The sequence below is a fragment of the Paenibacillus flagellatus genome, from assembly GCF_003217775.1.
Lineage (GTDB): Bacteria > Bacillota > Bacilli > Paenibacillales > NBRC-103111 > Paenibacillus_AB > Paenibacillus_AB flagellatus.
The window spans coordinates 214,432-227,719 of the sequence record NZ_QJVJ01000001.1 but is presented as its reverse complement, the minus strand read 5'-3'; the positions used below and the strand labels follow the sequence as shown (position 1 = coordinate 227,719).

Genomic DNA, 13,288 nt, shown 5'->3' with positions numbered 1-13,288 from the left:
CACCTTCGCTAGAAACCGGCCAAATAACGGGCGTATTGCACCGTCAGCTTGACCGACGGACGGATCGTGCCGTCAGCGAGCGGCGTTCCGTCGTTTTTGGACGGTTTGGAGTTCACTTCGAGCAGCCATACTTTCCCGCTCGTGTCGACGGCCAGGTCGACGCCGAGCTCGCCGAAATGTCCTTTGACGTGCGTTTCGATGCCTTTCGCGATATCGAGCGCGACTTTGCGCAATTGGAGCGACACGGTCCGCTGCTGCGCGGCGCTCAACGACGTTTTAAGCAAAGCTTCCTTCACCCGGCTCAACGTTCCGCCCCGCGCCAAGTTCGAGACGAAATGATTGCTGCCCGCGGTACGCGCCACGACGGAGGTGACGCCCCAAGCTCCCGCCGGTCCCCGCTGCACGAGCGCGCGGAAGTCGACCGGACGGCCTCCGGCTTCGATGAGCGTCAGCCCCTGCTGAATTTGGTAGCGCCGCTGCTTCAGCTTGCCGGCGATTGCCGCGAACACGGCGTCGATGCTCGAAAACGTCTGCTTGATCGTCCCGTTCAGGCTGGTGAATTGGCACGTATACGATTGGTTCGACGTCCGGCTGATGCGGATGATGCCTTTGCCCAAGCTGCCGGTGATCGGCTTCAGGAACAGGACCGGATGCCGGGCCGACATCGCTTTGAGCATCGCGAAATTTTTGAACAGATGCGATTCGGGCAAATGCCGGGCGAGCGCCGAATCTTGCTTGAGCGCATCGAATACGTCGGTTTTGTTCAAATATTTCTCGTTGAACACGGCCGTTCCGTAGCGGGACTTCACTTCTTTCATAAAATGCTGCACGCTCGGCTTGTTTTCCAGCTTGCGTGTCGTCAGCCGGTTGTACACGACGTCCGGGATCGGGAAATCCGATTGGCGCCACCGGCCGGCATACGTCCATCCCTCGATGTGGGAATGGCCGCCGGAAATGTCGTCTGCGGTGAAAAAGTACACGAAAGCGCCGAACGTCTGGCACGCGTCCACCAGCTCTTTGCAGAAGGCGGTGATCGCCCCGAACGGGCGATCCGGAGAGCCCGGATACATTCGGCTGACCATGACGCCGATCAGCGGGCCGATCGTCATCGTGCGGCCGGACGCCTTGTAGCGAAAGCCGACTTGAATGCCATGGTGCAAACCGAGCTTGCGGGCGAGCGATTCGCCGATGCGTAGGCCGTCGAGATGAGAGGCGGAGACGACCTTCACCTGCTGCTTGGACGTGCCGAATTGGAGCGTGGCGTTGACGCCGGACGGTATTTTGTACTGGCGGACCACCCGTTCTCCTAGCACGACGGTATGCTCCTGGGACATTCCGCTCGTGCCCTGCACATGGATCGTCAATTTCGTACTGGTCATGGTGTGTCTCCTTTAGAAGCGCCATCCTGCGTATTCTCTTGTCAGACAAAAGACTACATTCATCATATGAGGACATATATCCCTTGGTGAATGAGTGGACGGCGTTTCGCGCGGGCGGACAGGGCGAAACGGGCGCTTTTTTCGGAGGACGCGAAAGGTTCGCGTGGGCCGGTCAAGGGCTGTGACGGACATCACAGAGAGAATGGTTCGCGGCTTATACAATGACGGTATCCAGTCAAGCGGTACTTGACACCGCGATTGCCGGAACGAAAGAGAGGAGGTCCTTCCCATGTCCCGACCGACACTGCGCATCGACGAGGCCGGCAAACCGGCGAAAGCGCGGGAGCAGCGCCGCGACGCAGAGCCCTCGTTGAAAGGAACGTTCGCTTCGGTCATGCTGCTCGGCGGCTTTTTGCTCGTCACGTGGCTCGCCGTATTCGCGCTGTACCTGATTCGAAACTAAAGAACGGAAAAGAGGCTGTCCGTCCATGCACATTCATCGATTGGAAAAAATTTGGCTTGCGTTCGGTTTTTCGATGCTGGTCGTTTTCTTGACGGTACTCGGCGTCATGACGTTCTCGATGGGGATGGCGCCGCCGAGCGGCCACCATCATGCGATCGACCCGACGAAAGTGACGGAGACCGCTCCGTTCGACAAACCCGTGCTGAACAAAATCGGGGACAACGAGTACGAGGCGATCATGACCGCGTTCGCCTTCGGCTATGCGCCGACGACGCTCGAAGTGCCGGCCGGCGCCACCGTCCATTTCACGATTACGAGCAGCGACGTCGTGCACGGCTTCGAGATCGTCGGCACGAACGTCAACATGATGGTGCTGCCCGGCGAAGTGAACCATACGACGCACACGTTCAAGAAGCCCGGCGAGTATTTGATTTTGTGCAACGAATATTGCGGCATCGGTCACGAAATGATGAAAACGACGATCGTCGTGAACTAACGGCGGACATTGGCTCCGCTTGAACCGAAAGGACGGCGACAACTATGCATTCGGCTACAACGGCTTCGCATCCGAAGCCATTCGACAAGCAAGACGGCCGGCTCGTCCTGGCCCATCTGCTGTTCGCCTTCGCGGCGCTTCTGCTCGGCGGCATCGCCGGCGTGCTGCAAGGGATGGTCAGGGGCGGCACCATCGAGCTGCCGGCCGGCATCGGCTACTACCAGCTGCTGACCGCGCACGGCGTGCTGATGGCGCTCATTTTCACCACCTTCTTCATTATCGGCTTCCTGTATTCGGGGCTTTCCCATTCGTTGGGCGGACAGCTGCTTCCGACGGCGCGCCGCATGGGCTGGATCGGCTTCTGTCTGATGGGGCTCGGCACGGCGCTCGGCACCGTCGTCATCCTGCTCAACCAGGCCAGCGTCCTGTATACGTTCTACGCGCCATTGAAGGCCTCTCCTTTCTTTTACATCGCCCTCGCGCTCGTCGTCGTCGGCAGCTGGATTAGCGGCTACGGCATGTTTTACCAGTACCGGTATTGGAAAAAAACGCACCCGGGCCGCATGTCGCCGCTCTTCTCCTTCATGGCGGTCGCGACGATGATCCTGTGGCAAATATGCACGATCGGCGTAGCCGTCGAGGTGCTGTTCCAGCTCATTCCGTGGTCGTTCGGCTGGGTCGACACCGTGAACGTCCTGTTGAGCCGCACGCTGTTCTGGTATTTCGGCCATCCGCTCGTCTACTTCTGGCTTCTGCCGGCCTACATGTGCTGGTATGTCGTCATCCCGAAAGTCATCGGCGGACGCCTGTTCAGCGACGCGCTGGCGCGGCTGTCGTTCATGCTGTTCATCGTCTTCTCGATTCCGGTCGGGTTCCATCATCAGCTTATGGAGCCGGGGATCAGCCCGTTCTGGAAATATTTGCAGGTCGTCCTGACCTTCATGGTCATCGTGCCTTCACTGATGACCGCATTCTCGCTGTTCGCTTCGTTCGAGCTGTACGGACGGTCGAAGGGCGCGAAGGGGCTGTTCGGCTGGTTCCGGTATTTGCCGTGGAAAGACGTCCGCTTCTTCGCCCCGTTTATGGGGATGCTCATTTTCATTCCGGCGGGTGCGGGAGGCATCATCAACGCGAGCAATCAAATGAACGCGGTCGTCCACAACACGCTGTGGGTCACCGGACACTTTCATTTGACGGTCGCGACCAGCGTGGCGCTCACGTTTTTCGGCATCGCCTACTGGCTCATTCCGGTCGTCACCGGACGGACGCTCACGTCGGCGATGAACAAGTGGGGAATCGTCCAGACGGTACTGTGGTGCGTCGGCATGTTCTTCATGTCCGGCTCGATGCACACCGTCGGCTTGCTCGGCTCGCCGCGCCGGACGGCGTATACGACGTACGGCGACCATCCGGACGCCGTGCTCTGGATGCCGTACCATGTGGCGATGGCGGTCGGCGGCATGATCCTGTTCGTCGCCGTCGTCATCATGATCGCGAACGTCATCGGCTTGATGCGGGCGCCCAAAGGGCATACCGAATACCCGATGGGCGAAGCCGCCGAGGAGGCCGAACGGACGCCGGCCGTGCTCGAGCGGTGGGGCGTATGGATCGGCGTTTGCGTCGTTCTCATCGCGGCCGCCTACACGATTCCGATGATCGATATGTTCCACAGCGACGTTCCGGGTTCGCCGGGATACAAGATGTGGTAGATGGGCCGCTTTCGGTCATAACGCGACGGTTTGTCTCATAGAATGGAAGCAGTAACGGGACAAGGAGAGATCGCGGTGAAAGATGGGAAGAGCGTCTTGTACATGAGTCTCGCGCTGGGGATGCTGATCTATGCCGTCCCCCGTCTTGACATCGGCGGCGGATGGACGATGCCGACCGTGTTCGGCATCGTCTGGATCGCGTTCGCGCTGCTCGTCGTCGCCGCACATCTGCACCGGCTGCTCGGCGTGGACGAGGAGACGAAGCGGGAGCTGGCGCGCGTCCGCCACCATAGCCGCCGTACGCGGGAGCAATGGGTGGCCGGCAAAATCCGCATGCTTGGCTCGAAGAAGTGATCCGGCCAAGCCGGTACGAAACGAAAAAGAGCTCCGACGGACGGAGCTCTTGCAGGAGCGGGGCAGCCTTTCGGGGCTCGCCCTTTTTTTGTCGCAACGGACCGGTTCCCGACGGACGGGAGCCGCGCCGAACGGTAGTGGCGCGGCCGTTATCGCACGGCGGCGGCTTCCTCCGGCGCCCGTCGAATGACGCGGGACCAGGAAAATTCCGTATCGCACTTCATCGCGAAATGCCCGCACGTGCCGATCCCGATCGCGGCTTTGCCGGCATCGGTCGTATTGTGGAAGCATAACCCGTTCAACATATCCTCGCTCGTCTGAAAATGCCGGCAGTTGTAGCAGCTCGACTTCAGCTGCGGCGCTACCGATCTATACGTCATCGTTATCCTCCTCCAATACGGCCAAGGTGTCTTCGGTCACGTTCTGAATCTGTCTCGCCCTCCGTGTAATTTCCCCGGCCATTTGCTGGATCAAAGCCGAGTTTTCCGATTTGGTCGCGAGCTCGAGCTCGGCGTAATAACGATGAAGTACGGTTTGAATAGCGATTTCCAGGCTTTGGGTGTCGATCGCGACGTTGTCCATGCCATTCATTCCTCCCGCGTTCATGGAATGTGCATTTGGTAGGTTATTTCCAGAATAAAGGATAAATTTGTTAAGGAGTAGCCGAGTTGGGTAGCTGGAATTCATATTTACAATGCGAAAATAATTTGGTATAATACTCCATTTTCTGGCGGCGATAAGGAAACGGCGGGAAAAAGAAATAGTCCTTCGGACATAATTTTTTTTACCAGCTGGAAGGAGATTCGCCGATTATCGTCGAAGTATTGGTGTAATCTGGTATCAAATCTTGATGAAAAGGAAACTTAGGGGTCATGAGCGATACGAAATCGTCCGTTTTGCAGGCGGCGCTGCCGCTATTTGTTGAGAAAGGATTTCTTCACACTTCGCTGGAAGATGCGGCCGTGGCGGCGGGAATCCCGGTCGGGGAGCTGAAGAAGCAATTCCCTACGACCGACGAGCTGTTCATGGAGCTGATCAAATCCATGGACAACCAAAAATTCGACAACATGGATTCGTACGAGCAGACGAGCGAAAGCTGCTGGGAGCAGGTCGTGAAGTTCGTCAAGCTTGCCGAGCACCAGATCGAAATCGTCAATGAGAAAAGCTTGCTTCCGGCGCTGATGGAATTCAACATGACGTCTTGGCGTCAAAAGAAAAACCAAGATTTTATCCAATGGCGTTACGATGTCGGGACCGAGGAAATGATTCAGTTTTTCAAAAAAGGGATCGACAGCGGAGAGTTTCGGCCGAAGCAGCCGATAGAAGCGATCGTCGGATTTTTCGGGTCGCAGGTGAACGGCTTGGCCATCGCGGTTCAATGGGCGGGGAAAGAAAAGATCGATTACAAGAAACAGATCGAGATGCTGCTATCCTACCTACAAGACGTACTTGATCCGGTCAATTAGGTAGTAACTCGGGAGGGTCGATATGGTAGGCATTTCGTTGTACATTGTATTGACGGCTCTGCAAGCCATGGGGATTTTATACTTGTCGTATTCCGTGTTTAGGTACAAGTTTGCTTCCTACTGGAGAGAAACGTTATTTGTTAGCTTTACGATTGCATGCATCGTTTATTTTGTAAGGGTTCTCGACCTGAAGGCGATTGTTCCTTTGATTATGTGTCTCGTCATGATTTTGTTTTTATGGCTAATCATCCGAATTCCATTTCTTTTTTCCGCACTGATGGCCGTTACAGGATATATGGCGTTAATTATTTTGGAAACGGTTGTCTTGTTTTTATTCGATCATTTGAAATTTCTGCCTCAATCGTACACACTATCGAATAATCCAAGCGATGCTAGTTTTCTGACCTATGCGAATATACTTATGATTGCAACGAATGTCTTGCTGTACGGTCTGAGTTGGTGGCTCTATAGAAAAGGATACGGTTTTGCATTCTCATTTGATTCCCGAACAGTACAATTTAAAAAGGAAACCGCGGTATTGTTAGTCGTTATTGTACAGTCTTTAATCGTGATCGGAATGATTTACTTCAGCATTATCAATTCCCACATCAATCTAATGATTGCCGCTATCGTAAACGCGATTTCTTTAGGTGCTCTACTCTATGTGTCTTTGAGAAAGGAGCATAGTGAAAATGCTTGAAGCAATTGCAAACAAACTGGCTATTTCCATAAAACGGGCGAACACGGAAGAAACTGCGAGCGTTGAAGTGATGACGTACAGTTTAGGCATACTTCTGAACCTGTTCGCTACGTTAATACTGACAACCATATTCGGGTTAATATTTGGCAAAACGGTCGAAATTTTTACCATACTCATTGCATTTGCGGTACTTCGTGCCTTCTCGGGAGGCTATCACTTTGAAAAGTCGGAATACTGTGTCATTTTCTCTACAGCCATGGCCATTGGTTTGAGCTATGCCGACTTCTCTTTGATTCCCAATTTAATATTGACTATGATGAGTTTGTTATTGGTTGCTTGGTTTGCGCCATATTCGAAAGTTAGAAATACACTTATCCCAGTAAAATATGATCCCTTTTTAAAGATCGTATCCATAGTGATTGTAGCTACAAACTTTCTTTTCGTTTCCAGCCTGCTGAGCGCTGCCTTTTTCGTACAGGCCTTGACTCTAATTTCATTTCATAGAAAGGGGTGATAAAATGAAACGTGCAGCGGCAAAAGTAGTGTCCAACATTTTGACTCGTCTGGCAAAGAATATCGCGACGAAGAGCTACAGCACTTATTTGGTTCACAGCCCGCAAATCCCTCAAGAACTGAAAAACAAGTAATATCTCTAAACGGCTGTTAAGACCTCAATCTTAACAGCCCACTTTCCAACTCTCGTCTGGAGGACATTGCATGGAAATATATATGCTTGTAATCAAGAAAGAAAAGAAAGGCAAGCATATTTCCACCGAAAAATTGGACTTGCTGGAAGATGTTTGCCATATAGGCGTGGAGAATCGGACAATTACCTATCACACCGAGGACGAGACTTATTATCAAATTAGCACCTTCGAGGAAATGTCCAAAATCCTTGAGCAATACGGCTATGAAGTAGCCGACAGGGGAAGCCTCATTAACATGAAGAAAATTACGAAATTGGATACGGAGTTTTCGCGTGTCTTTTTCGATGAACATATTACGAACGAGTCTCGATTTGCAACCGTATCGGCGGCCAATATCAAAAAAATTAAAAAGTACTTGGAATCCAAGCGCGAAAGCGGATCGGACCCAAGCACGAAGCCGGAATAATTATTTTTTTTGGGGCGGACTGTAAAATTAAGGTCCGGGAAGATATAACTGGATTTTGTAAAGAGGAGAAACGTTCGCTCATATTCGATACGTAATATCGAACCCGTTCCTTCGCGGCCGGACGGTAAGCCGTTTCGTATTCATCGCTTTCACATGTTGATTTACTTCCGTATACTTGTCCGCTTCGGCATTCAAAACGGACGGGCCGTACCAGTTGAGCGAAACGTCAATGCGGTTTTCCATGTAGCGACCTTTCGTTTCCAAACGGATCGGTCCCTGTCGGATCGCGATTTCCATCAAGATCGCAAGAGCGTCAAGCCATTCATGCGTCGTATCATTTAAACCAAGCCGATCAAACCCGATATATTCGTATTCGAAGATGATGCCGTTTTTGTAGGCTTCGTCTTTTTTGACTTGCAGAAACGAGGCGAGCAGCGGATGACCGATTTCCAAGATGGCATTGGCTTCTTGGATTTCTTCGACAATTTCGGCCGCATAGGTACGAAGTTCGGCTTTTTTTTCCCGGGAAACAAGGGAGTGAATCACTTGTACATGATTGAGGAAGTCGTGTCGCTGGCCGCGCAACGCGGTGAACATCGTATCGATTTCCGCGGCATACTTCAGTTGGGTCGTTCGTGCCGCGTTCTCCTTCGCGTATGCGATTGAACGGAGACAGATGAAAAGCACCCCGAAGTTGATCCCCAACGCGCATGCCACTATACCTGCAATCGAAATGCGAAAATCAAAGGGACTCAGTTCCAAATATCGTCCGGCAAATAGGATGAGTATGGCATATTGCAATAAGGAAGCAAGAACGACCCATGTCGTATATTTGTTTTTAGCCAAATAATCGAAGATGCGCTTTCCGGGTGCGGTTTTATTACGGTGCATCCGCCATGTGAACAGCCCATAGACGAGCAGAAACGGGTAGAAGGATAGGGCGGGAATCCAGAACTTGCCGAACACTTCTTCTTGAGAAACAAAATAAAAAGCGACGGAATTGGCCGCGAGTTCGATCAAGTTCAGATTGAGATGGGCGAAAATCGGAATCCGCAGTTTGTCTCTCCGGTCCAGTTCAAGGAACAAGAGCTGGAAGAAAAACATAAATACGAGCCAGAAATAGATCAAATGCATCCAGATAGGGATCAACGTAATCTCAAACGTCCCCACCAACGAAACGAGCACGGCGAACGCCGCGATGCGCATGAACCGCCCCTTTAGTTTCACGCCCCAGAAGGCGAAGCTGAAACAGGTATAGACGATTGCAGCGGGAATCGCATACAGCGAAATGACGAGCGTTTGGAGTAAAAGGGAGAGCGGGGACATCCGATTCGTCCTTTCCGTATGGATGCTTCGAAATCGTTACACCACCGCCGCCTTGACGGGGCCGAGCGGGATGGACAGCTTGAACAGAATGCCTTCCTCTTCGCTGCTTTCGACGCGAATCGTTCCTTTGTAGTAGTCGATCCTCTCCTTCACGATGGAGAGACCGAGGCCGGAATGGCCGTCCCGTTTGGTCGTAAAGCCCGGCGAGAACAGCAGCTCGACCTGGCGCTCGTCCAGCGGCCGCCCATGGTTGCGCACGGTGACGTACAGCGTGCGGCGGTCGACCCAGCCGCCCACTTCGACCCAACGGTCCTCCTCGCGTTCGTATTTCGCGGCTTCGTCGAAGGCGTTATCGATCAGGTTGCCGACCATTTTGACCAAATCGATCGATTTGACCCCGATATCGAGGTTGTCCAGATCGGAAAATTCGTATTGGAAATCGATGTTCCGGTTCAGGGCGACGACCGTCTTCGCTTGAATCAACGCGGCGAACGCCGGATGGCCGATGCGGAGCAGCTCGTTCACTTGCGAGATTTCGCCGACGAGCGTATCGGTATAGCGCTTCAGCTCGCTCAAGTCGTCCCGCTCGACGCAGCTCAGGATCGTTTTCGCGTGCCGCATAAAGTCTTGGCGCTGCTCGCGGATCGTCGCATACATCCGGCCGATGTCTTCGATGTAATGGTCCCGGGTCGCCCTTGCCGTCTCCTCCTTGTTCAAGGCGATGGCCCGAACCGCGAGCAGCAGCACGGCCAGCCCGAGCAGGCAGGAGGCGAAGACGAGCCCGACGGCGGCCGGCCGGGCGTCCTCACGTCCGAAATCGTAGACGGTCCAGACGAACAGAAGCACGATCACGCATTGAAGAAGCAGAAACAGCAGCAAATAAACCATGCTGCGCCGGCGCATGCTTTCGAGCGTTTGTAGTACGACGACGCCCGGCGAGACGCCGCGGCGCCGCATGACGGATGCAGCCGCCTGTACAAGGACGATGGCCGGGAAGAGGAACAGCAGGGCGAGCGGCCGCTCGGCCGCGATCGGGAAAGCATATCCGTCCAGGAAGAAGAAGATCAGCGCCGCCGTCGAGGCGAGACCGACCCGGATTCGCAGCGGGATCGAGCGGAACAAGACAAAGCAAAGCGCGACGGCCGCGACGACGGAGCCCGCGGCAATTCCCCATAGGTCGGCGAATGAAGCGATACCGGCGACAGCGGCGGCATGGATGACGGCGAATCCGGCCGACCGCGCGGACCGACCGCGCGGGTCGATCCCCCAGACGACGAAGGCGAACCTTACAATCGCCCACCCCGCCAGGACGGACAGGGCGGACGCCCCTAAAAGAGAAGTCATCGCTCCGTAATCCATTTTACACGCCCTCCTTGCCAAATCGTGTCACTTTTATGGAGTGAAAATAGGTGATTCGAATCGGAAATGGGAGAAATTTGTCGATTCCAGTCACTACTAATTTACCTGTTTTCTTCCTCGCTGAAAAGGGATATTTTTGTGCGATCGCCGCATTCTTGTCACCGCACGGTACGGCGGCCTATAATAGGATGCATACAGAGTCATACAGTTTGTTGGGGATGGGGTATAACAGGATGGACGAGATGCTGCAGGAATCGGCTACGAAGCATGAACAGATTTTGAAATATATCGAGACGCTCAAGATCGGAACGAAAATATCGGTGCGAAAAATCGCCAAGGAGATGGAGGTGAGCGACGGGACCGCCTATCGGGCGATCAAGGAGGCGGAAAACCAAGGGCTCGTCAGCACCCGGGAGCGGATCGGCACGGTACGCGTGGAGAAGAAGGCGCGGACGAACATCGACAAGCTGACGTTCGCCGAGGTGGTCAATATCGTGGACGGCCAGGTGGTGGGCGGAGCGGAAGGGCTGGAGAAGACGCTTCACAAATTCGTCATCGGCGCGATGGAGCTCGAGGCGATGGCCCGCTACATCGAGCCCGGCAGCCTGCTGATCGTCGGCAACCGGTACCAGGTGCACCGCTATGCGCTCGAGCACGGCTCGGCCGTTCTCATCACCGGCGGCTTCGCCACGAACGAAGACGTGAAGCGGCTCGCGGACGAGCGGGGACTGCCGATCATCTCGACGAGCTACGATACGTTCACCGTCGCCTCGCTTATTAACCGGGCGATCACCGACAGGCTGATCAAGAAAAAAATTACGCTCGTCGAGGATATCTTATCCTCGCAGCTGCCTCCGCGCACGTTGAAGGGGAGCAGCACGGTCGCGGATTGGGAGAAGCTTGTGGAGGAAACCGGCCATAGCCGGTTCGCCGTCGTGGACGAATGGAACCGGGTCATCGGCATGATCGCCTCGAAGGACGTGCTCGGCGCGCCGAAGGAGCAGACGATGGACAAGCTGATGACGCGCAATCCGCTTACCGCGGTCCCCCAGACGTCGGTCACGTCCGCCGCCCATATGATGGTGTGGGAAGGCATCGAGCTGCTTCCGGTCGTCGACGGGAAGGGGAAGCTGCTGTCGGTGATCAGCCGCCAGGACGTGCTGAAGGCGCTGCAGGTCATCCAGAAGCAGCCGCAAATCGGCGAGACGTTCGAGGATTTGATCGTCGTCGGCTTCGAGGAGGTACGGGAGGAGAACGGGCAGCTGTCGTATCGCGGGGTCATCACGCCGCAAATGACGAGCCGGCTCGGCACCGTCTCCGAGGGCGTCCTCACGACGCTCATGACGCAGTGCGCGTACCGTTCGCTCAAGACGCAGAAGAAGGGAGACTTCGTGCTGGAAAGCTTCTCGGCTTATTTCCTCCGTCCGCTCCAGCTGGAAAGCCAGATCGAGATCCGGCCGAAGGCGATCGAGCTGAGCCGGAAATACGGCAAGGTGGACGTGGAAATTTACCACGGCGCGAACCTCGTCTGCAAAGCGATGCTGGCGGCGCAGGCGATCGATTGAAGCGATCGCCGCGCGAAAAAGCCCTTTGTCCGCCATAGGCGGGCGAAGGGCTTTTCAACATGCGGAGGCTATTCCTTGATTCGCGTATACAGGCCGTGGTTGCGAATGCCGGCGAACAGGTTGAACAGGCCGAGCAGCAGCATGACGGCGCCGACGATGACCCGGACGGACGAGCCGGTGAACAGCAGCAGTTGGATGAACGAGATGGCGACGAGCATGACGCCCATGCACATGTTCATTTTGGCGGCGTCGATGCCCCGGGCTTTGCGCGATTGCTGCCGGCGGTACCGGAAGCTGAACAGAACCGTGCCGAACAAAGAAACGATGAATACGACGAGTAGGAGGCCGTGAAGCCACTGCATGGGTGAAACTCCTTTGCCGCAAGCGATACCGCTTGTTTTTACCCTCTACTTTAGCCGATTTGCCGGGGAAAATCAATGAAACGAGAACGAGTCGACGGCGGAGGCGGATGCCTTGATATAGACGATCAGCTCCGTCTGCACGATGGCCATGCTGGAGAACTCCGCCTTGTAGGTGTGCTCCTTGACCGTATACGGCTGGGATACGATTTTGCGCAGCTTGAGAATTTCGGCCGTCCGCTGATCCTCGGCCCCCGAGGTGAACAGCGTCAGGCTGTGGCCCACGTAGACCGGCTCGAGCACCTTCTGCACCTGCTGCTTCAGCTCCTGCTCGGCGATCGGATCGATCGCGGGCGTAGGAGAGGACGTGCCGTTCTCGACGCGGACCGTAATCTTTTTGATGACGGATTGGCTGTTTTTGAATTTGTTCAAGTTTTGCAGCTCTTTCTTCAAATTGTCGTTCTCGTCGACCAGCACCGTATTGCGTTCCACGAGGAGGCTGAAATTCGCTTGGTGGACGCTCATGTACACGGCGGCGCCGACGACCATGCCGGCGGCGAACAGGCCGATGCCCGACAGCCATCGGCCGATCAACTCGAGGGAAGGCACTCTCAAGACTGCACGCTCCCTTGGCAAATCCATTTGACCAGCACGGTTCCGATGTGCGCTCCGGCGAAGGCGGCGACGAAATACATGATCTGCTTGAAGGCGGGGGACAAATGTCCCTCCAAAAAGTTCGTCTCGATGACGCGAAGCGGATCGATCGTTCCTCCGACCGCCGCCACCATCGCCCATATTTTGATTCGCCCGGCAATGTCGAGCATTTTGTAAGCGGGCGCCTGCAGCGTCAGCACCGAGCCGATCCCCGCCAGCATGCACGCCCCCAGCACGATGCCGAAGGCGACGAGGAAATCGACGGCCAAATTCGTCATAAACTCCCGCACCCGGTTCACCTCCCCCATGGCAAAGCTTGGAAACGAGCGCCTTTGCGGCTTGTCC

Annotated in this window: 17 protein-coding genes; 9 read left to right on the top strand and 8 right to left on the bottom strand. The window is 55.1% G+C overall.

The window, feature by feature from the left end; all coding sequences use genetic code 11:
• Positions 1–8: 8 nt before the first annotated feature.
• Positions 9–1,379, bottom strand: coding sequence for a YheC/YheD family endospore coat-associated protein (locus DLM86_RS01150; protein ID WP_110838125.1), 1,371 nt, complete (start codon positions 1,377–1,379; stop codon positions 9–11).
• A gap of 289 nt (positions 1,380–1,668) precedes the next feature.
• Here DLM86_RS01150 and DLM86_RS01145 point away from each other — a divergent pair, with 289 nt between their 5' ends.
• The 4 genes from DLM86_RS01145 to DLM86_RS01130 all read left to right on the top strand — a co-directional run bounded on the left by DLM86_RS01145 (position 1,669) and on the right by DLM86_RS01130 (position 4,401).
• Complete coding sequence (locus DLM86_RS01145) at positions 1,669–1,842, top strand: cytochrome c oxidase subunit 2A (protein ID WP_245954287.1); 174 nt, start codon at positions 1,669–1,671, stop codon at positions 1,840–1,842.
• A gap of 25 nt (positions 1,843–1,867) precedes the next feature.
• The gene (locus tag DLM86_RS01140) at positions 1,868–2,338 is read left to right on the top strand and encodes a cytochrome c oxidase subunit II (protein WP_110838124.1); all 471 of its coding nucleotides are present in this window, start codon (positions 1,868–1,870) and stop codon (positions 2,336–2,338) included.
• A 44-nt stretch (positions 2,339–2,382) separates the two neighbouring features.
• A complete protein-coding gene (locus tag DLM86_RS01135; RefSeq protein WP_110838123.1) occupies positions 2,383–4,047 on the top strand; it encodes a b(o/a)3-type cytochrome-c oxidase subunit 1 in 1,665 nt (554 codons plus the stop codon).
• A gap of 75 nt (positions 4,048–4,122) precedes the next feature.
• The gene (locus tag DLM86_RS01130) at positions 4,123–4,401 is read left to right on the top strand and encodes a hypothetical protein (protein WP_110838122.1); all 279 of its coding nucleotides are present in this window, start codon (positions 4,123–4,125) and stop codon (positions 4,399–4,401) included.
• Between the two features lie 149 nt (positions 4,402–4,550).
• Here the strand turns inward: DLM86_RS01130 and DLM86_RS01125 are convergent, their stop codons facing one another.
• Both DLM86_RS01125 and DLM86_RS01120 read right to left on the bottom strand, forming a co-directional pair.
• A complete protein-coding gene (locus DLM86_RS01125; protein ID WP_110838121.1) occupies positions 4,551–4,781 on the bottom strand; it encodes a hypothetical protein in 231 nt (76 codons plus the stop codon).
• Positions 4,771–4,983, bottom strand: a complete 213-nt coding sequence (locus DLM86_RS01120) for a hypothetical protein (RefSeq protein WP_110838120.1) — start codon at positions 4,981–4,983, stop codon at positions 4,771–4,773. Before DLM86_RS01120 ends, DLM86_RS01125 begins: the two co-directional genes overlap by 11 nt.
• A 290-nt stretch (positions 4,984–5,273) precedes the next feature.
• Between DLM86_RS01120 and DLM86_RS01115 the strand changes: the two genes are divergently transcribed.
• The 4 genes from DLM86_RS01115 (at position 5,274) to DLM86_RS01100 (ending at position 7,680) form a co-directional block, all read left to right on the top strand.
• The gene (locus tag DLM86_RS01115) at positions 5,274–5,867 is read left to right on the top strand and encodes a TetR/AcrR family transcriptional regulator (RefSeq protein WP_110838119.1); all 594 of its coding nucleotides are present in this window, start codon (positions 5,274–5,276) and stop codon (positions 5,865–5,867) included.
• A 22-nt stretch (positions 5,868–5,889) separates the two neighbouring features.
• Positions 5,890–6,567, top strand: a complete 678-nt coding sequence (locus tag DLM86_RS01110; protein WP_110838118.1) for a hypothetical protein — start codon at positions 5,890–5,892, stop codon at positions 6,565–6,567.
• On the top strand, positions 6,560–7,081 hold the full coding sequence (locus DLM86_RS01105; RefSeq protein ID WP_110838117.1) for an accessory gene regulator B family protein: 522 nt from the start codon (positions 6,560–6,562) through the stop codon (positions 7,079–7,081). Before DLM86_RS01110 ends, DLM86_RS01105 begins: the two co-directional genes overlap by 8 nt.
• Before the next feature lie 203 nt (positions 7,082–7,284).
• Entirely contained in the window at positions 7,285–7,680 is a 396-nt protein-coding gene (locus DLM86_RS01100; protein WP_110838116.1) for a LytTR family transcriptional regulator DNA-binding domain-containing protein, read from the top strand.
• A gap of 78 nt (positions 7,681–7,758) precedes the next feature.
• Here DLM86_RS01100 and DLM86_RS01095 read toward each other — a convergent pair whose 3' ends face one another.
• Positions 7,759–9,006 carry a Spo0B domain-containing protein gene (locus tag DLM86_RS01095; RefSeq protein ID WP_110838115.1) on the bottom strand — a complete coding sequence of 416 codons (1,248 nt, stop codon included), beginning with the start codon at positions 9,004–9,006 and terminating at the stop codon, positions 7,759–7,761.
• Between the two features lie 36 nt (positions 9,007–9,042).
• Positions 9,043–10,365, bottom strand: coding sequence for a sensor histidine kinase (locus tag DLM86_RS01090; RefSeq protein WP_110838114.1), 1,323 nt, complete (start codon positions 10,363–10,365; stop codon positions 9,043–9,045).
• A gap of 233 nt (positions 10,366–10,598) precedes the next feature.
• Between DLM86_RS01090 and DLM86_RS01085 the strand changes: the two genes are divergently transcribed.
• Entirely contained in the window at positions 10,599–11,930 is a 1,332-nt protein-coding gene (locus tag DLM86_RS01085) for a DRTGG domain-containing protein (protein ID WP_110838113.1), read from the top strand.
• A gap of 68 nt (positions 11,931–11,998) precedes the next feature.
• Here the strand turns inward: DLM86_RS01085 and DLM86_RS01080 are convergent, their stop codons facing one another.
• The 3 genes from DLM86_RS01080 to DLM86_RS01070 all read right to left on the bottom strand — a co-directional run bounded on the left by DLM86_RS01080 (position 11,999) and on the right by DLM86_RS01070 (position 13,221).
• Complete coding sequence (locus DLM86_RS01080; protein ID WP_110838112.1) at positions 11,999–12,292, bottom strand: YtpI family protein; 294 nt, start codon at positions 12,290–12,292, stop codon at positions 11,999–12,001.
• A 72-nt stretch (positions 12,293–12,364) separates the two neighbouring features.
• Positions 12,365–12,904, bottom strand: a complete 540-nt coding sequence (locus DLM86_RS01075; RefSeq protein ID WP_110838111.1) for a hypothetical protein — start codon at positions 12,902–12,904, stop codon at positions 12,365–12,367.
• On the bottom strand, positions 12,901–13,221 hold the full coding sequence (locus DLM86_RS01070) for a YtrH family sporulation protein (RefSeq protein ID WP_425453934.1): 321 nt from the start codon (positions 13,219–13,221) through the stop codon (positions 12,901–12,903). Before DLM86_RS01070 ends, DLM86_RS01075 begins: the two co-directional genes overlap by 4 nt.
• Positions 13,222–13,288 lie beyond the last annotated feature (67 nt).